Genomic DNA, 17,134 nt, shown 5'->3' on the forward strand with positions numbered 1-17,134 from the left:
CCTCTGTCCTGCCGGACATCTCCCCCGCAAGGGGGGAGATTGGCCGGCCGCTTTGCTTTCGCCAATCTCCAACGCCGCAGAACGCGGGCGGACAGCGAAGCTGCCAATCTCCCCCCTTGCGGGGGAGATGTCCGGCAGGACAGAGGGGGGTGCGAAAGAGCGCGACGCGACCTGGCGGAGCCACGACAACAAAAAGCGGAGCAAATGCCCCGCTTCTTCAATTCAGCAGTGTCCAAGCAGCTTACGCCGGCAGGATAGCCCCCTCCAGCGTGGTGAGCTGCTGCAGGAACTCCTCCGCCTTGGTGCGCGAGGCGTGGTCCTTGGCGTCGGCAAGGTCCTCGCGCGCCTCCTGGATGCGGCGGGCGATGTCGGCCTTGTCGATGTCCTTCACCGGCACCGCCGATTCCGCAAGCAGCGTGCAGCCGGTCGGCAAAATGTCGGCAAAGCCGCCGAACACGACGTAGCGCTCCGGCGAGCCGGACACCGGGTTCACCGTCACCACGCCGGGCTTGATGGTCGACATGACCGGCGCGTGGTTGGCCATGACGGTCATCTCGCCTTCGGTGCCCGGGATGACGACGGATTCGACGTCCTCCGAAACCAGAAGGCGTTCGGGGGAAACGAGTTCGAATTTGAATGCTTCAGCCATGGCAAATTAGCGAATAGCGAATAGCGAATAGCGAATAAAGTTCGCACTCGGCTGCCGCTTAGATCTCTATTCGCTACTCCCTATTCGCTATTCGCTCAGATCACGCCGCTTCCGCCGCCAGCTTCTGCGCCTTCTCGACCGCCTCCTCGATGGAGCCGACCATGTAGAAGGCGGCTTCCGGCAGGTGGTCGTATTCGCCGTTCACCAGGCCCTTGAAGCCCTTGATGGTGTCGGCGAGGTCGACCAGCTTGCCCGGCGCGCCGGTGAACACTTCGGCCACGAAGAAGGGCTGCGACAGGAAGCGCTCGATCTTGCGGGCGCGCGCCACCGTCAGCTTGTCCTCTTCCGACAGCTCGTCCATGCCCAGGATGGCGATGATGTCCTGCAGCGACTTGTAGCGCTGCAATGTCTGCTGCACCTGGCGGGCGACCTGGTAGTGCTCCTCGCCGACGACCATCGGATCGAGCATGCGCGAGGTCGAGTCGAGCGGGTCGACCGCCGGGTAGATGCCCTTCTCGGCGATGGCGCGGTTGAGCACGGTCGTCGCGTCGAGGTGCGCGAAGGAGGTCGCCGGCGCCGGGTCGGTCAGGTCGTCGGCGGGCACGTAGATGGCCTGCACCGAGGTGATCGAGCCGGTCGTGGTGGTGGTGATGCGCTCCTGCAGGGCGCCCATGTCGGTGGCGAGCGTCGGCTGGTAGCCCACGGCCGAAGGAATGCGGCCGAGCAGCGCCGACACTTCCGAACCCGCCTGGGTGAAGCGGAAGATGTTGTCGACGAAGAACAGCACGTCCTGGCCCTGGTCGCGGAAGTACTCGGCGACGGTGAGGCCGGTCAGGCCGACGCGGGCACGCGCACCCGGCGGCTCGTTCATCTGGCCGTAGACCAGCGCTGCCTTCGAGCCCTCGCCGCCGCCCTTCTTGTTGACGCCGGACTCGATGAACTCGTGATAGAGGTCGTTGCCCTCGCGGGTGCGCTCACCGACGCCGGCGAACACCGAGAAGCCGCCGTGCGCCTTGGCGACGTTGTTGATCAGTTCCTGGATCAGCACGGTCTTGCCGACGCCGGCGCCGCCGAACAGGCCGATCTTGCCGCCCTTGGCGTAGGGCGCCAGCAGGTCGAGCACCTTGATGCCGGTGATCAGGATCTGCGCCTCGGTCGACTGGTCGACATATTCCGGGGCCGGCTGGTGGATGGCGCGGAATTCGGTCGCCTTGACCGGGCCGGCCTCGTCGACCGGCTCGCCGATGACGTTGATGATGCGGCCGAGCATTTCCGGGCCGACCGGCACCGAGATCGGGCCGCCGGTGTCGGCGACGGGCTGGCCGCGCACCAGGCCTTCGGTCGAATCCATGGCGATGCAGCGCACCGTGTTCTCGCCGAGATGCTGGGCGACCTCGAGCACGAGGCGGTTGCCGACATTGTCGGTCTCCAGCGCGTTCAGGATCGCCGGCAGGCTGTCCTCGAACTGCACGTCGACGACGGCGCCGATGACCTGACGCACCTTGCCGGTCGCGCCGTTTGCGGCCGTCACCGGCGTCCTCGCCTTCACCGGCGCGGCCGGAGCGGCCTTCGCCGGAGCCTTGGTCGCCGCGGCCTTGGCCGGGGCCGCCTTCGCTGCGGCCGCCTTTGCCGGGGCCTTGGCCGCGGCCGGTGCCTTGGGGGTCGCTGCTTTCGCCATTTTCGTTACCCTTTTCGTTCGATTGTGTCGCGTCGGCCCGCCGTCACCCGGCGGCCGCGGCTAGAGCGCCTCGGCGCCCGAGATGATCTCGATGAGTTCCTTGGTGATCTGCGCCTGGCGCTGGCGGTTGTAGGTGATCGACAATTTGTTGATCATGTCGCCGGCATTGCGCGTGGCACTGTCCATCGCGCTCATCTTGGCGCCCATCTCGCCGGCCGCGTTCTCCAGCAGCGCGCGAAAGACCTGCACCGCGATGTTGCGCGGGATCAGGTCGGAGAGGATCTCGCCCGGCTCCGGCTCGTATTCGTAGACAGCGCCGGCATCGCCCTCGCCATTGCCGCTGGCCACGGCGGCGGGGATGAGCTGCTGCGCTGTCGGGATCTGCGAGATCACCGACTTGAACTGCGAATAGAACAGCGTCGCGACGTCGAACTGGCCTTCGTCGAAGAGCTGGATCACCTTGCGGGCGATGGCGTCGGCATTGCCGAAGCCCAGCGTCTTGACCTCGCGCAGGTCGACGCGATCGATGATCAGATTGCCGTAGTCGCGGCGCAGGATGTCGAAACCCTTCTTGCCGACGCAGATGATCTTCACCTGCTTGCCGGCCGCCAGCAGCTTGCGGATGTGGTCGCGGGCGAAACGCGCGATCTGGCTGTTGAAGCCGCCGCACAGGCCACGCTCGGCCGTGCAGACGACGAGCAGGTGCACGTCGTCCTTGCCGGTGCCGGTCATCAGCGCCGGCGCATCGCCGCCGCCGCCCACCGCCTGGGTGATGTTGGCCAGCACCGCCGCCATGCGCTGCGAATAGGGCCGGGCCGCCTCCGCCGCTTCCTGGGCGCGGCGCAGCTTCGCCGCGGCGACCATCTGCATCGCCTTGGTGATCTTCTGCGTCGCCTTAACCGAGGCGATGCGGTTGCGTAGGTCCTTTAGCGAAGGCATGTCGCCAGTCCGTCCCCGTCAGTCTCAGGCGAAGGTCTTGGCGAAGGCGTCGATCTGCGCCTTCAGCCTGCCGCGCAGGTCATCCGACAGCGCCTTCTCCTTGCGGATGGCGTCGAGCACGTCCTTGCCGTCCGAGCGCATGTGGGCGAGCAGGCCCTGCTCGAACTTGCCGACCTGGGCGACCGCAAGCTTGTCGAGGTAGCCGTTGACGCCGGCGAAGATCACCGCGACCTGCTCTTCGGTCTTCAGCGGCGAGAACTGCGGCTGCTTCAGGAGCTCGGTCAGGCGGGCGCCGCGGTTGAGCAGGCGCTGCGTGGCGGCGTCGAGGTCGGAGCCGAACTGCGCGAACGCGGCCATCTCGCGATACTGCGCGAGCTCGCCCTTGATCGAGCCGGCGACCTGCTTCATCGCCTTGACCTGAGCGGCCGAGCCGACGCGCGACACCGACAGGCCGACGTTCACGGCCGGGCGGATGCCCTGGAAGAACAGATTGGTCTCGAGGAAGATCTGGCCGTCGGTGATCGAGATGACGTTGGTCGGGATGTAGGCCGAGACGTCGTTGGCCTGCGTCTCGATGACCGGCAGCGCCGTCAGCGAGCCGTTGCCTTCCTCGTCGTTGAGCTTGGCGGCGCGCTCCAGCAGGCGCGAGTGCAGGTAGAACACGTCGCCCGGATAGGCTTCGCGGCCCGGCGGGCGGCGCAGCAGCAGCGACATCTGGCGGTAGGCCACGGCCTGCTTCGACAGATCGTCATAACCGATCAGCGCGTGCTGGCCGTTGTCGCGGAAATACTCGCCCATGGTGCAAGCGGTGAACGGCGCCAGGAACTGCATCGGCGCCGGGTCCGACGCGGTGGCGGCGACGATGATCGAATATTCAAGGGCACCGCGCTCTTCCAGCACCTTCACGAACTGCGCGACGGTCGAGCGCTTCTGGCCGATGGCGACGTAGACGCAATAGAGCTTCTCGCTCTCGGGGCCGCTCTGGTGGACCGCCTTCTGGTTCAGGATGGTGTCGAGGATAATGGCGGTCTTGCCGGTCTGGCGGTCGCCGATCACCAGCTCGCGCTGGCCGCGGCCGACCGGGATGAGCGCGTCGATGGCCTTGAGGCCGGTCGACATCGGCTCGTGCACCGACTTTCTGGGGATGATGCCGGGCGCCTTGACGTCGACGCGGCGGCGCTCGGTCGCCTTGATCGGACCCTTGCCGTCGATCGGGTTGCCGAGCGCGTCGACGACGCGGCCGAGCAGCGCCGGACCGACCGGCGCGTCGACGATGGCGCCGGTGCGCTTGACGGTGTCGCCTTCCTTGATGTCGCGGTCGGCGCCGAAGATGACGACGCCGACATTGTCGGCTTCGAGGTTGAGCGCCATGCCGCGGATGCCGCCAGGGAACTCGACCATCTCGCCGGCCTGGACGTTGTCGAGACCGTAGACGCGGGCGATGCCGTCGCCGACCGACAGAACCTGACCGACCTCGGAGACCTCGGCCTCCTTGCCGAAATTCTTGATCTGGTCCTTAAGGATTGCGGAAATTTCCGCGGCGCGGATGTCCATCAGCCGACCTCTTTCAGTGCAAGCTTGAGCGAATTGAGTTTTGTTCTGAGCGACGTGTCGATCTGGCGCGAGCCGAGCCTGACGACGAGACCGCCGAGCAGCGACGGATCGACCGTCACGGAAATGGCGACGTCCTTGCCGGCCACGCCCTTGAGCGCCGCCTTGAGCTCCGTCTGCTGGGCCGCCGTCAGCGCATGCGCCGACGTGACCTCGGCGGCGACCTCGCCGCGCGCCTCGGCGGCGATGCGGCGGAACGCCGTGATCATCGACGGCACCGCGAACAGGCGGCGGTTCTTGGCGACGACCTTGAGGAAGTTGCCGACGAGGCCGGTGATGCCCGCCTTGGCGAGGATCGCCGAGATCGCCTTGAACTGGTCGTCGGCCGAGAACACCGGGCTCTTGATCAGGCGATCGAGATCGTCGCTGCCGGACAGCAGCGTCTCGAAGCGGCCGAGATCGGCCTCGACCTTGTCGACGGACTTCGCCTCGGCGGCGAGATCATGCAAGGAAGCGGCGTAGCGTTCGGCAACCCCTGAGACTGGCGAGCTGGACTTTGCCACGGGCGGTCTTTTCTCTTGGTCTGAAAGGCCGCGGGATTATCGGCGCGAGTCTGGGCGACTCTGGCTAAACCTTTGGCCTTGCTGCAATTTTGTCGTCGGCTGGTCTGCGCAGGACGCGTCCCCCCGGTCGACAGCCGCCCGCCGTCTAGCATACGCATACGATGACCGCAACACGTTGCCGGACAAGCTTTTGAACAGATTGTCGCAGCCGCGGGAAAGCGCCGGTGATTCAGGACACCAGGCCGAAGGCGAAGGCGAGCGGCAGCACCGCCAGCACCGCTTCGACGATGAGCGAGACCCAGTTGTAGAGCGTATTGCCGCGGTCCGACAGCATCGACACGATGCGGCCGAAGGCGGTGAACAGCCAGGACAGGCCGAGCGTCATGTAGACGAAGGGCTGGGCGAGCAGCAGCGCGCAAAGGCCGACGCCGAGATAGAAGCCGGCCATGGTGGCGCGCGACTGCGACACCGCCTCCGGATGGGCCTCGGTGGTCTGCAGGCGCAGGATGCGCAATGCGATGCGCGGCGCGAAGAACATCAGCAGGCCGAACAGCACGGTGACGGCGGCGCTCGTCCACGCCAGCCACTCGCCATTGGTCGTCGGCCACGGAAATCCCAGCTCCATCCCGTCCCCTCGCGGCTGCATCTGATTCCGCGCGGATAGTAGTTGCGCGGGTCGCAAAGGGAAACGGGGTGTCGGCCAATTATCAGGGGTCCGGAGGTCAGCCGCACGATGATCGTTCAGCAACGGCTCTGCCTCGGGTGCGATGTTTCAGAGCAGATGGAACAGGATAGGCACGAGGCCTGCATCCTTCAGGTACTCGATAGCCTCGATAGCCGGAAAGGCGAGGAGAAAGAGCAGTCCGTCGAGGAAGGTGCGCCTGAGCGCAACCGGCGAGAAGGCGACTTCCCCGGCTTCGCGATAGATCGAGGGCTTGGGCCAGAACAGCGGCGTCTCCCGTACATACTCGCGGTATCGGTCACCGAACAGCGCTTCGAGATGCCGCGCCTCCCTGCCGGCAGTCGCGACGAGCACCAGATAGACGGCGAGGCCAAGGACCAGCGTCAGCACCAGCGACCCGACGAACACCCCGGTGCCGATCGCGCCGATCGTGGAAAAGAAGTAGAGCGGGTTGCGGGTCATCGAGTAGGGGCCGTTCGTCACCAGCTCGCGGTTCTTCTTCGAGCCGATGTAGAGGATGCTCCACATCCGGCCGGCGATGCAGATGAGAACGAGTGCCACACCGATCTGCTCGAGCGTATCGTTGCCGTCGCCGGAGAACGCGGGATGCATGGTGGCGAGAGGCGCGGCAAGCAGCAGGACTCCCGCCTGAAGAATCCTGATGCGTAATCTCTGGTTGGCGGGCTGGTACTGCATGCGGGCATCCGATCAGGTGATGATTTTCGCTGATCAGCCGGGTTTGGAGCTTTTTTGCGGCGCAGCAATCGCCTTGGACGCATTTCGCAGGACCGGAACCCCAGCCGGAGAAGCGTGGCCATCGCAGCGGCGGCAATGGCAAATCCGCGGCCCCGACCCGCCGCTCCGGAAACGCTAAGGCAAATCGCCGCCGTCTATGCCGATGACGTGGCCGCTGACGTAGGAGCTGGCGTCGCTGGCCAGGAACAGCACGAGCGACGCGACCTCCTGCGGGGTGCCGACGCGGCCGGCGGGATAGGGCGCGATGAGCTGCTCGGTGGTGACGTTCCAGTCCCGGCGGACCCGTTCCAGCATCGGCGTCTCGATGGCGCCCGGCGCGATCGCGTTGATGCGGACGTCCTTTCCATACTCCTGCGCCGCCGAGCGCGTCATGTGGATCACCGCGGCCTTGGAGGCGCCATAGGCCAAAATGTTCGGCAGGGCATGCCGCCCGCCGATCGAGGCCATGTTGATCATCGAGCCCTTCGAGCGGACGAGATGCGGCAGTTCGTACTTCATCGACAGGAAGACGCCGCGCAGGTTGGTCGCGATCTGGTCGTCGAAGCCGTCGACGGCGGTGTCCTCGATGCGGGCCGGCGGCAGGTCGATGCCGGCATTGTTGAAGGCGATGTCGAGGCGACCGAAACGCGCGACGGCGTCGCCGACGAACCGCTCCATCTGCGCCGCGTCGCGCACGTCCGATCTGAGGTAGACGACGTCGCCGCCAGCGGCCCGCACCTCCGCTTCCACCTTGGCGCCGAGCGCCTCGCGCCGACCGTTGAAGGCGACTTTTGCACCGGCCGCAGCCAGGGCCGCGACGGTGGCGGCGCCGATGCCGGAGGTGGCGCCCGTGACGATGGCGACCTTGCCGGCGAGGGCGCCGGCCGGCTGCGCGACCGCCGTCGCACTGCCCGCCGCCGCCGCGCCCGCCGCCACGAGGCCGGCCAGGACACCACGGCGCGGAATCGAAATTGCTTTGTCCGACGAAACCAGCACGGCCATCTCCTTCTCCTTTGAGACGCAAGGGCAATCGCATATGAGCTTACCCCCACCCCCAACCCCTCCCCACAAGGGGGAGGGGGACTGGCCGGCATCACCGCAAGGCGTCAATCCTCGACGGTTTCGCGCGGCATGGCGGCCGCAAAGTTCCCCTCCCCCCTGTGGGGAGGGGTTAGGGGTGGGGGTAAACTCACATGCGATTGCCCTGCTTGAAGCACCATGACGGTAGCCGGCCGGGGCGGCAGGAAAAACCGGCTCTGGCTTTTCGAACCTTTAAGTCTGGCTTTAAAATGCTGACATGAGCGCCACCGATCCCTTTGCCGGTCTTTCCTCGTTCCTGGCCGTCGCGCGGGAGGGCAGCTTTTCCGCAGCGGCGATCCGGCTCGGCGTCTCGCCGGCGGCGGTCAGCCAGGCGGTGAAGGTTCTGGAGGCACGCCTCGGCACGCCGCTTTTCCTGCGCACGACCCGGCATGTCGGCCTCTCGGAAGCCGGAGCCGCGCTGCTGGCGCGGGTCGGACCGGCGGCAACCGAGATCGCCGCCGCGATCAGCGACACGGTCGACATGGCCGGGGAGCCCGCCGGGCTGCTGCGCATCACGGTGCCGCGCATCGCCGTGCCGCTCGTCGTCGAGCCGGTCGTGCCCGCTCTGCGCCGCAGTCACCCGAGGGTCGCCATCGAGGTGTCGGTCGACGACGCGGCCGTCGATCTCCCCGCACGCGGCTTCGACGCCGGCATCCGCATCGGCGAACTGGTGGACGAGGACATGATCGCCGTCAGGCTGAGCCGCGACATCGCCTGGTCGGTCGTCGCCAGCCCCGATTATCTTGCCACGCACGGCCATCCCCACGTGCCGGAGGACCTGGTCCGCCACGAGGCGATCCGCTATCGCTTCCCGACCTCCGGGACGGTGTACCGGTGGGAGTTCGAGCGCGACGGCCGGGCCCAGTCCTTCGATCCGCCCGGTGGCATCATCGTCAATGACGGGACGCTTCTCGCCTCCTTCGCCCGCGCCGGCCTCGGACTGGCCTATGTGGCTGACATCACCGTGGAGGATCGGGAAGCGGGCGTAAATCATGAATGAGGAATTTATTCCTCGATCATGATTTACGCAACCACAAAGATCAAGGGCGGCGGCGGTCGATCACGCCAGCACGTGGGCGCCCATGGTGCGGTCGACGCGGCGTGTCACCGGCGGCCGGTCGGCGCGGCTTTCCTGCTCGTAGGTCCAGACCTTGAAGATCGACAGCGCGTGCGGACCGAAGGTGTGCAGGAGCGGCACGTCGGTGGCGTCGCGGCCGCGGGCGATCACGACGCGGCCGATGCGGGGAATGTTGTGGCGCGGGTCGAAAGTGTACCACCTGCCGTCGAGGAAGACTTCGATCCAGGCGTTGAAGTCCATCGGTGCGGGGTCGGGCGGGACGCCGATGTCGCCGAGATAGCCGTTCACGTAGCGGGCCGGGATGTTCATGCAGCGGCACAGCGCGATGGCCAGATGGGCGAAGTCGCGGCACACGCCGACGCGCTCCTCATGGGCCTGCGCGGCGGTGCGGGTGCAGCGCGCATAGCCGTAGCCGAAGGAGAGCCGCGTGTGCACATAGTCGACGATCGCCTGGACGCGGGCCCAGCCCGGCGGCACGTGGCCGAAGCGGTCCCAGGCGAGGTTCATCAGATGGTCGGTCTCGCAATAGCGGCTGCCGAGCAGGAAGCCGAGCACCTCGTCCGGCAGTCGCTCCACCGGCGTCTCGCGTGCCAGCGTGTTGACCTCGTCGGGCTCGCCACTGTCCTCGACGACGGCATCGTAGAGGAGCCGCACCCCGCCTTCCGGCGCGGTGAAGCGGCGGCAGGTGTTGCCGAAGGAGTCCTCGTAGGTGCGACTTTGCACCTGCGGCGATGTCAGCACGCGCGTCTCGCGCCTGATGTCCTGTCGTCGGTCCTTGTTCACCTCGAGAAGCGAGACCACCGGCGTCGGCTGGGTGCAGCTGATCGCGATTTCATAGCCGAGCCGTATGAGCATGGTGAACCTCGCCGCCGTTTGAGGGGAACTCCTTCTTCGGGAAGGAGAAAACGCCTTCAACAACGCGACGGGGCGGATTCCGTTCCCGCTCTGTCGGACATTCGGCCGGTCCGCAGCCCGGCCGGGACGAGGAGTGACGGCCGTCAGAAATCGTGCGCGATTCCCTTGCTTTCCCAGTCGCCGTAGCGCACCGGCTCCTCGCCGCCGCGACCGCCGACCTCGCGCGGCATGGAGGCGACGCGCGCCTCGCGTTCGGCGCGACGGGCCTTGGCTTCGGCAAGCGCTCGTCTTGCCGCAGCGGTCAGCGCCTTCGCCGGCGCGGATTCGATGCCGTCCGCGACCCTGTCCTCTGCCGTCCCGGCCATCGCGTCACCTCGGAAATCATTGAAACAAACGCCGATCTTCCCCATCATATAGCAGGGTTTCGGCGTGAAACGACCGCCGCTACGGCCTTGAGGAGTTTTTGATGAACGTGATGCGGACCGCGATGCTTCTGGCGCTGATGACGGCGCTGTTCATGGGGGTCGGCTATCTGATCGGCGGCTCCGGCGGCATGATGATCGCCTTCCTGATCGCCGCCGGCATGAACCTGTTCAGCTACTGGAACGCCGACAAGATGGTGCTGCGCATGCACAACGCCGTCGAGGTCGACGAGCGCAGCGCGCCCGAATACTACCGCATCGTGCGCGACCTGGCGGCGCGGGCCGGGCTGCCGATGCCGAAGGTCTACGTCATCGACAACCCGCAGCCCAACGCCTTCGCCACCGGCCGCAACCCCGAGAACGCGGCGGTGGCCGCCACCACCGGCCTGCTCAACCGGCTTTCCTACGAGGAGGTGGCGGGCGTGATGGCGCATGAGCTGGCGCATGTGCAGAACCGCGACACGCTGACCATGACGATCACCGCGACGCTTGCCGGCGCGATCTCGATGCTCGGCAACTTCGCCTTCTTCTTCGGCGGCAACCGCGACAACCACAATCCGCTCGGCTTCGTCGGCGTGCTGGTCGCCATGATTGTGGCGCCGCTGGCGGCGGCGGTCGTGCAGATGGCGGTCAGCCGCACCCGCGAATACGCGGCCGACCGGCGCGGCGCCGAGATCTGCGGGCATCCGCTGTGGCTCGCCGCCGCGCTCGGCAAGATCGCACGCAACGTGCAGCGCATCCCCAACGAGGAGGCGGAGCGCAACCCGGCGAGCGCGCATCTGTTCATCATCAATCCGCTGCATGGCGAGCGCATGGACAATCTTTTCTCGACGCATCCCAACACCGACAACCGTATCGCCGCGCTGCAGGCGATGGAGCAGGAGTTCGCGTCTGTCGGGAGCGACCGCCGTCCCCAGCCGCGCGCCGAGGCGCCGTCGCAGCCGCCGCGCGGCACCGCGCCGTCGGGCGGCCCGTGGGGCGGTTCCGGCTCCGCTCCCGCCGAGCCGGAACAGCCGCAGCCGCCGAAATCCAACCCCTGGGGTCGCAACCCGACCGGGCCGCGCAAGGGCCCGTGGTCGTGAGCGGGCGGGTCTGCGCCGATGCCCTGGGCGCCGGTATGTGATTTCCGGCTGATCCGCTGATCCGGATTTCCGATCGCGGGACTGTCTGTTAAGACCCCCTCTCCGTCTCGCCCGAAGGGCAAGACGGAGAGGGGGTCTTTGCGCATTCCCCGAAACAACAGCCGCCAGCACAAGCCGGCGAAACCGCAGAAAGAACCCGGCCGACCGGATGTCAAAATCCCCCAGAGAAACCAAGGCCGCCGCGCCCTCCATCCCGGGCCTGCCGGCGCGCATGGCGGCGGCGCGGCTGCTCGCGGCCGTGGTCGACGCCAGGACGCCGCTCGACGGCCTGACCGATGCCGAGCACGGCCATCCGCAGTTCCGCGCGCTGGAGCCGCGCGACCGAGCGCTGGTGCGGGCGATCCTGGTCACCGCGCTGCGCCATCGCCGCACCGTCGAGGCGCTCGTCGCGGCGCGGCTGCGCTCGCCGCTGCCGGCCAATGCTACGACGCTGTCGCACATCCTGCATGTCGGCGCGACGCAGGTCCTGTTCCTCGACGTGCCGGACAGCGCCGCGGTCGACCTCGCCGTCAGCCATGCCAAGGCCGACCCGCGCACCGCCCGCTTCGCCGGTTTGGTCAACGCCGTGTTGCGGGCCATCGCGCGCGACAAGGCTGCCGACCTGCCGAAGGCGCTGGCCGCGACCGAGGATGCGCCGGAGTGGTTTTCAGCGCGACTTCGCGCCGCCTACGGATCGGAGCGGGCGGAGAAGATCCTTGCTGCCCACCGGCTGGAATCGCCGACAGACTTCACCGTGAAATCCGACCCGCAGCGCTGGGCGCAGGAGTTCGGCGGCATCGTGCTGCCGACCGGCTCGGTGCGCGTCGGCCGGCTGCCGGCGCCGGTGCCGGAGCTGCCCGGCTATGGCGACGGCGCCTGGTGGGTGCAGGATGCCGCGGCGACCCTGCCGGCGCGGCTGCTCGGCGCGGTCGAGGGCCTGCGCGTCGCCGACCTCTGTGCCGCGCCCGGCGGCAAGACCGCACAGCTCGCGGCGGCGGGCGCCATCGTGACGGCGGTCGATTCCTCGCGCAGCCGGCTGGCGCGGCTGCAGACCAATCTCGACCGGCTCGGCCTCGAGGCGGTTATCGTCCAGGCGGATGTGCTGGCCTGGCAGCCCGACGCGCCGTTCGACGCCATACTGCTCGACGCGCCGTGCTCGTCCACCGGCACGGTGCGCCGTCATCCCGACGTGCCGTGGACGAAGTCGCCGGCCGACATCGAAAAGCTCGCGGACCTGCAGCGCCGGCTGCTCGACGCCGCCGTGCGGCTGCTCAGGCCGGGCGGAAAGCTCGTCTTCTCCAACTGCTCGCTCGATCCGCTGGAGGGCGAGGAGATGGTGCGCGGCTTCCTCGCGGAGACCGACGTCGTCGCTTTCGACCCGATCCGGCCCGACGAGATTCCCGGCACCGACGGCTTCGTCACGCCGGAAGGATTTCTGCGCACGACGCCGGCCGACCTGGTGCTGCCGGATGCCGCGCTTTCCGGCCTCGACGGATTCTTCGCGGCGCGGCTGCGGGCGGTGGGATGAAATAGCGGCTGTGTCCCCTCGACGCGCGTTCCGCCTTCGCAGGATCGGCTGAATCATCTACAAGCCGCAAAAATGACCCGGTCGGAGAATCTGTTGTTGGCGGATGGCGACACCAGGCGCCTGTGGGCGCTGATCGCCAGGGAATACTGGCGGCGCGCCCGCCGGGGCCTGCGCACCGGCCCGCTCTACCGCTGGCGCTACGGCGGCCGCACGCCGGAGCGCGTGCTGATCGCGCCGCCGGACCTGCGCCTCGCCGACCCGCAGATCGCCGTCGAGATCTATCACGGCCGTTTCCCGCTCTCCGGCCATCTGGTCGAGACCGGCGGCGGTTCGCCCTTCGTGCTGGAGGTCGGTGATCGCGGCTGGCTGAAGTCGCTGCACGGTTTCCGCTGGCTGCGCCACATGCGGGCCGCCGGGACGGAACTGGCGACCGCCAATGCGCGTGCGCTGGTCGCCGACTGGATCGAGGCGCATGGCAACCGCATTTCCGGCCCTGCCTGGGACCCCGCGACCACGGCCAAGCGCATCATCGCCTGGCTGCAGCATTCCCCGGTCGTGCTGCAGGGGGCGGAGCTGGCCTTCTACCGGGCCTTCCTGCGCTCGCTCGCCACGCAGATCCGCTATCTGCGCTCGGTGGCGCGGCAGATGCCGGATGGTGAGGGGCGGCTGCGTGCGCGCATCGCGCTCGCCTATGCGGCGCTGGCGCTGCCGGCGGCGCCTTCTGTGCTGCGCGGCGCCAGCCGCCATCTGGCGGCCGAGCTCGACCGCCAGATCCTGCCCGACGGCGGCCATGTCTCGCGCAACCCGATGGCGCTGCTGGAACTGCTCGCCGACCTCCTGCCGCTGCGCCAGACCTACACCAACCAGGCGGAGACGCCGCCCGAGGCGCTCATCGGCGCCGTCGAGCGCATGCTGCCGGCGCTGCGCTTCTTCCGCCATGGCGACGGCAGCCTGGCGCATTTCAACGGTATGGGCGTGACCATCCACGAGCGCGTCGCCGCCATCCTGCGCCACGACGACACGGCCGGCGCGCCGCTGCTGCATGCGCCGCATTCGGGCTATGAGAGGCTGGCGCTCGGCGGCACCACGGTGATCGCCGACACCGGCGCGCCGCCGCCGGTCGAGATCGCCGACGCCGCGCATGCCGGCTGCCTGTCCTTCGAGCTGTCGTCCGGCCCCCAGCAGTTCATCGTCAATGCCGGCGTCGACAGCTATGGCGCCGAGGAGGTGCGGCCCCTCGGCCGCGCCACCGCCGCGCATTCCACCGCCGGCCTCGACGACACCTCGTCGGCCCGCTTCAGCCATTCGCAGCGTATCAGCGGCGTCATCGGCGCGCCGCTGGTCGACGGGCCGCGCACCGTCCGCTGCGACCGGCTCGACCAGCCCGGCAGCCAGGCTTTCGTCGCCGCCCATGACGGCTACCTCCAGCGCTTCGGCCTCGTGCACGAGCGCGGCCTGACGCTGTCGGCCGACGGCGACCTTCTGTCCGGCGTCGACCGCTTCATCGCCCGAGGCGCCTTCCCGGAGCGCGACCAGGTGGCGATCCGTTTCCATCTCCACCCCGACGTCGAGCTGTTCCGCGACAACAAGGGCCGGCTGGTGCTGGCCGCGCCGCAGGCCGACCGCTGGGTGCTGTCGTCGAGCGTCGGGCCGCGGGTGGAGGAATCGATCTTCTTCGCCGGACTCGGCGGCCCGCGCCGCAGCCGCCAGATCGTGCTCGCCTTCAGCGCCTCCGAGGCGCCGGAGGTGCGCTGGCAATTGCAGAGACGACGGCGGGAGATCGAGCCGGCGCGGGGGTGAACACTGGCCGCAGGTAGTCACCCAGGTAACGAGGTCTCAGCGGCTGCATTCCGACGCAAAGCCCAAAGGCGGTACATTTCTGCGAGGATTTTGTCGGTTGAAGTTTCGGCGGCATATAGATTTATAGAATACGGGACGATTTTGCCCCTTTTCCTGATGCTAAGATTTATGCTTTCAGATTTCCTCCATAAAGATGGTTCTATTTTTTCGATTTTGTCCCATGGGATATTCTTCATCCCGAACATGCCTCGATCTTGTATTCCGTCTTGTGTTAAATAAAAAAGAACGCCACTTCTAAATAGTTTAAAATAGTATACGGCACCAGCCGCCGTCATGGCCGCAATCAAGAATAATGGTCCGCTTCTTATAATCGGATGGAGACGAACAATAAAATATCCACGAATGTGGCTTGTTGTAAAGTTCGGATCCATAAGTTGATATGCGGTAGAAAAGCAAATAGTTGCCATAGACAATAGAAATATTGAATTTAGTATCGCTACCCGCCTCTTGGCGGAAACAGCAAACATGTTTCGATTGGGAACCATGCTTGTACCCAGCCAGCATAATATTTGACATCGATCAATGACACCGGGCGTACCGCCTTGCAAGGCTTGAAGATTGAACGGGGCAGCGTTGGGATGATCCCTTGATTTCCCGCCATCCTGTGCTAGGCCGCGCTGCATCTCCCACCTGACCGGAAGGTGCGCGCCATGGCCGTCGTTTCCAAGAAGATCCCCGCGCCCGATCTCGTGCCGGTGCGCCGCGCGCTGCTGTCGGTCTCCGACAAGACCGGCCTGATCGATTTCGCGAAAGCGCTTACCGGCCTTGGCGTCGAGCTGGTGTCGACCGGCGGCACGGCCAGGGCGATCGCGGCGGCGGGGATCGCGGTGCGCGACGTCTCCGAGCTCACCGGCTTTCCCGAGATCATGGACGGCCGGGTGAAGACGCTGCATCCCGGCGTGCACGGCGCGCTGCTCGGCGTGCGCGACGATCCCGAGCATGCGGAGGCGATGCGCGCCAACAACATCGAGCCGATCGACCTCGTCGTCGTCAATCTCTACCCGTTCGAGGAGGTGCGCCGCTCCGGCGCCGACTATCCGTCGGTGGTGGAGAACATCGACATAGGCGGGCCGGCCATGGTGCGGGCGTCGGCCAAGAACCACGCCTATGTCGCCATCGTCACCGAGCCGGAGGACTATGCCGCCGTGCTCAACGCGCTGGAGCTCAACACCGGCAGCCTGACGCTGGAGTTCCGCAAGAAGCTCGCGGCCAAGGCGTTTTCGCGCACCGCCGCCTATGACGCGGCGATCTCGCAATGGTTCGCCGAGGCGCTGCAGATCGAGCATCCGACCTGGCGGGCCTTCGGCGGCAGGCTGGAGAGCGTCATGCGCTACGGAGAGAACCCGCACCAGGCGGCGGGCTTCTACCTCACCGGCGAGCGGCGGCCCGGCGTCGCCACCGCGCGCCAACTGCAGGGCAAGCAGCTCTCCTACAACAACATCAACGACACCGACGCCGCCTTCGAGCTGGCCGGCGAGTTCGACCCGGCGCGCTCGGCCGCCGTCGCCATCATCAAGCATGCCAACCCCTGCGGTGTCGCCGTCGGCGCGACGCTCGCCGCGGCCTACGCAAAGGCGCTGGCCTGCGACCCGGTGTCGGCCTTCGGCGGCATCGTCGCGGTCAACCGCGCGCTCGACGCCGAGGCGGCCGAGGAGATCGTCAAGATATTCACCGAGGTGATCATCGCGCCCGAAGCCAGCGAGGAGGCCGTCCGCATCATCGCGGCCAAGAAGAATCTTCGCCTGCTGGTGACCGGCGGCCTGCCGGACCCGGCCGCGGCCGGCGTCACGGTGAAATCCGTCGCCGGCGGGCTTCTGGTGCAGTCGCGCGACAGCGCCGTGGTCGACGCGCTCGACCTCAGGGTGGTGACCAGGCGCGCGCCGAGCGAAGCCGAGCTTTCCGACCTCGCTTTCGCATTCCGCGTCGCCAAGCACGTCAAATCCAACGCCATCGTCTATGCCAAGGACGGCGCCACGGTGGGTGTCGGCGCCGGCCAGATGAGCCGGGTCGATTCGTCGCGCATCGCCGCGCGCAAGGCGCTGGACGCGACCGAGGCCGCCGGACTAGCCGAGCCGCTGACCAAGGGCTCGGTCGTCGCCTCCGACGCCTTCTTCCCCTTCGCCGACGGCCTGCTGGCGGCGGTCGAGGCCGGCGCCACCGCGGTGATCCAGCCGGGCGGCTCGATGCGCGACGACGAGGTGATCGCCGCCGCCGACCGGCACGGCATCGCCATGGTGTTCACCGGAGTTCGGCATTTCCGGCACTGATTTCGGGGAGCCGGGTTGTGCTGTCCTTTTTGGGACAAGCCAATCGCATAAGGAATAACCCCCACCCCTAACCCCTCCCCACAAGGGCAGGGCTGTCCGGGGAAAGTCATGCATAGTGGAAAGCCA

General features: G+C 67.3%; 16 protein-coding genes. 5 read left to right on the forward strand and 11 right to left on the reverse strand.

Going from position 1 to position 17,134, the window contains the following annotated elements:
• Positions 1-241: 241 nt before the first annotated feature.
• The 8 genes from AC5JDC_RS25560 to AC5JDC_RS25595 form a co-directional block, all read right to left on the reverse strand.
• Positions 242-649 (reverse strand): F0F1 ATP synthase subunit epsilon, encoded by a 408-nt coding sequence (locus AC5JDC_RS25560; protein ID WP_495845812.1) that lies wholly within the window; start codon positions 647-649, stop codon positions 242-244.
• A 100-nt stretch (positions 650-749) separates the two neighbouring features.
• Positions 750-2,327: a F0F1 ATP synthase subunit beta gene (atpD, locus tag AC5JDC_RS25565; RefSeq protein WP_495845814.1), complete on the reverse strand. Its 1,578-nt coding sequence runs from the start codon at positions 2,325-2,327 to the stop codon at positions 750-752.
• A 60-nt stretch (positions 2,328-2,387) separates the two neighbouring features.
• Positions 2,388-3,266 carry a F0F1 ATP synthase subunit gamma gene (locus AC5JDC_RS25570; protein WP_495845816.1) on the reverse strand — a complete coding sequence of 293 codons (879 nt, stop codon included), beginning with the start codon at positions 3,264-3,266 and terminating at the stop codon, positions 2,388-2,390.
• A gap of 24 nt (positions 3,267-3,290) precedes the next feature.
• Positions 3,291-4,820, reverse strand: coding sequence for a F0F1 ATP synthase subunit alpha (gene atpA / locus AC5JDC_RS25575; protein ID WP_106775228.1), 1,530 nt, complete (start codon positions 4,818-4,820; stop codon positions 3,291-3,293).
• Complete coding sequence (locus AC5JDC_RS25580) at positions 4,820-5,380, reverse strand: F0F1 ATP synthase subunit delta (protein WP_495845818.1); 561 nt, start codon at positions 5,378-5,380, stop codon at positions 4,820-4,822. Before AC5JDC_RS25580 ends, atpA begins: the two co-directional genes overlap by 1 nt.
• A 229-nt stretch (positions 5,381-5,609) precedes the next feature.
• Positions 5,610-6,005 (reverse strand): AGROH133_08824 family phage infection protein, encoded by a 396-nt coding sequence (locus AC5JDC_RS25585; protein WP_106775226.1) that lies wholly within the window; start codon positions 6,003-6,005, stop codon positions 5,610-5,612.
• A 147-nt stretch (positions 6,006-6,152) separates the two neighbouring features.
• Complete coding sequence (locus tag AC5JDC_RS25590; RefSeq protein WP_495845820.1) at positions 6,153-6,758, reverse strand: methyltransferase family protein; 606 nt, start codon at positions 6,756-6,758, stop codon at positions 6,153-6,155.
• 174 nt (positions 6,759-6,932) lie between these two features.
• The gene (locus AC5JDC_RS25595) at positions 6,933-7,799 is read right to left on the reverse strand and encodes an SDR family NAD(P)-dependent oxidoreductase (RefSeq protein WP_495845822.1); all 867 of its coding nucleotides are present in this window, start codon (positions 7,797-7,799) and stop codon (positions 6,933-6,935) included.
• A 295-nt stretch (positions 7,800-8,094) separates the two neighbouring features.
• On the opposite strand from AC5JDC_RS25595, the gene AC5JDC_RS25600 reads away from it, so the two are divergent.
• Positions 8,095-8,877 (forward strand): LysR family transcriptional regulator, encoded by a 783-nt coding sequence (locus tag AC5JDC_RS25600; protein ID WP_495845824.1) that lies wholly within the window; start codon positions 8,095-8,097, stop codon positions 8,875-8,877.
• Between the two features lie 60 nt (positions 8,878-8,937).
• Here the strand turns inward: AC5JDC_RS25600 and AC5JDC_RS25605 are convergent, their stop codons facing one another.
• Both AC5JDC_RS25605 and AC5JDC_RS25610 read right to left on the reverse strand, forming a co-directional pair.
• Positions 8,938-9,810: a transglutaminase-like domain-containing protein gene (locus AC5JDC_RS25605; protein ID WP_106773750.1), complete on the reverse strand. Its 873-nt coding sequence runs from the start codon at positions 9,808-9,810 to the stop codon at positions 8,938-8,940.
• Between the two features lie 143 nt (positions 9,811-9,953).
• On the reverse strand, positions 9,954-10,175 hold the full coding sequence (locus tag AC5JDC_RS25610) for a DUF1674 domain-containing protein (protein WP_495845826.1): 222 nt from the start codon (positions 10,173-10,175) through the stop codon (positions 9,954-9,956).
• 101 nt (positions 10,176-10,276) lie between these two features.
• Here AC5JDC_RS25610 and htpX point away from each other — a divergent pair, with 101 nt between their 5' ends.
• From htpX to AC5JDC_RS25625, 3 genes are all read left to right on the forward strand, one after another.
• On the forward strand, positions 10,277-11,314 hold the full coding sequence (gene htpX / locus AC5JDC_RS25615; RefSeq protein WP_106773752.1) for a zinc metalloprotease HtpX: 1,038 nt from the start codon (positions 10,277-10,279) through the stop codon (positions 11,312-11,314).
• A gap of 208 nt (positions 11,315-11,522) precedes the next feature.
• Positions 11,523-12,881 carry an RsmB/NOP family class I SAM-dependent RNA methyltransferase gene (locus tag AC5JDC_RS25620; RefSeq protein ID WP_495845828.1) on the forward strand — a complete coding sequence of 453 codons (1,359 nt, stop codon included), beginning with the start codon at positions 11,523-11,525 and terminating at the stop codon, positions 12,879-12,881.
• A 72-nt stretch (positions 12,882-12,953) separates the two neighbouring features.
• Entirely contained in the window at positions 12,954-14,681 is a 1,728-nt protein-coding gene (locus AC5JDC_RS25625; protein WP_495845830.1) for a heparinase II/III family protein, read from the forward strand.
• A 17-nt stretch (positions 14,682-14,698) separates the two neighbouring features.
• On the opposite strand, the gene AC5JDC_RS25630 is transcribed toward AC5JDC_RS25625, so the two are convergent.
• Entirely contained in the window at positions 14,699-15,364 is a 666-nt protein-coding gene (locus tag AC5JDC_RS25630; RefSeq protein WP_495845832.1) for a hypothetical protein, read from the reverse strand.
• Positions 15,365-15,391: 27 nt separating this feature from the next.
• On the opposite strand from AC5JDC_RS25630, the gene purH reads away from it, so the two are divergent.
• Positions 15,392-17,008 carry a bifunctional phosphoribosylaminoimidazolecarboxamide formyltransferase/IMP cyclohydrolase gene (purH, locus tag AC5JDC_RS25635; RefSeq protein WP_495845834.1) on the forward strand — a complete coding sequence of 539 codons (1,617 nt, stop codon included), beginning with the start codon at positions 15,392-15,394 and terminating at the stop codon, positions 17,006-17,008.
• Positions 17,009-17,134: the final 126 nt, after the last annotated feature.

The sequence above is a fragment of the Kumtagia sp. genome (genome assembly GCF_059502445.1).

Coding starts and splice junctions, on each gene's coding strand:
- AC5JDC_RS25610 (WP_495845826.1), bottom strand. CDS start 10,175: ATGGCCGGGACGGCAGAGGACAGGGTCGCGGACGGCATCGAATCCGCG.
- AC5JDC_RS25585 (WP_106775226.1), bottom strand. CDS start 6,005: ATGGAGCTGGGATTTCCGTGGCCGACGACCAATGGCGAGTGGCTGGCG.
- AC5JDC_RS25595 (WP_495845822.1), bottom strand. CDS start 7,799: ATGGCCGTGCTGGTTTCGTCGGACAAAGCAATTTCGATTCCGCGCCGT.
- purH (WP_495845834.1), top strand. CDS start 15,392: ATGGCCGTCGTTTCCAAGAAGATCCCCGCGCCCGATCTCGTGCCGGTG.
- AC5JDC_RS25590 (WP_495845820.1), bottom strand. CDS start 6,758: ATGCAGTACCAGCCCGCCAACCAGAGATTACGCATCAGGATTCTTCAG.
- AC5JDC_RS25600 (WP_495845824.1), top strand. CDS start 8,095: ATGAGCGCCACCGATCCCTTTGCCGGTCTTTCCTCGTTCCTGGCCGTC.
- AC5JDC_RS25620 (WP_495845828.1), top strand. CDS start 11,523: ATGTCAAAATCCCCCAGAGAAACCAAGGCCGCCGCGCCCTCCATCCCG.
- AC5JDC_RS25570 (WP_495845816.1), bottom strand. CDS start 3,266: ATGCCTTCGCTAAAGGACCTACGCAACCGCATCGCCTCGGTTAAGGCG.
- atpD (WP_495845814.1), bottom strand. CDS start 2,327: ATGGCGAAAGCAGCGACCCCCAAGGCACCGGCCGCGGCCAAGGCCCCG.
- atpA (WP_106775228.1), bottom strand. CDS start 4,820: ATGGACATCCGCGCCGCGGAAATTTCCGCAATCCTTAAGGACCAGATC.
- AC5JDC_RS25605 (WP_106773750.1), bottom strand. CDS start 9,810: ATGCTCATACGGCTCGGCTATGAAATCGCGATCAGCTGCACCCAGCCG.
- AC5JDC_RS25560 (WP_495845812.1), bottom strand. CDS start 649: ATGGCTGAAGCATTCAAATTCGAACTCGTTTCCCCCGAACGCCTTCTG.
- htpX (WP_106773752.1), top strand. CDS start 10,277: ATGAACGTGATGCGGACCGCGATGCTTCTGGCGCTGATGACGGCGCTG.
- AC5JDC_RS25625 (WP_495845830.1), top strand. CDS start 12,954: ATGACCCGGTCGGAGAATCTGTTGTTGGCGGATGGCGACACCAGGCGC.
- AC5JDC_RS25630 (WP_495845832.1), bottom strand. CDS start 15,364: ATGCAGCGCGGCCTAGCACAGGATGGCGGGAAATCAAGGGATCATCCC.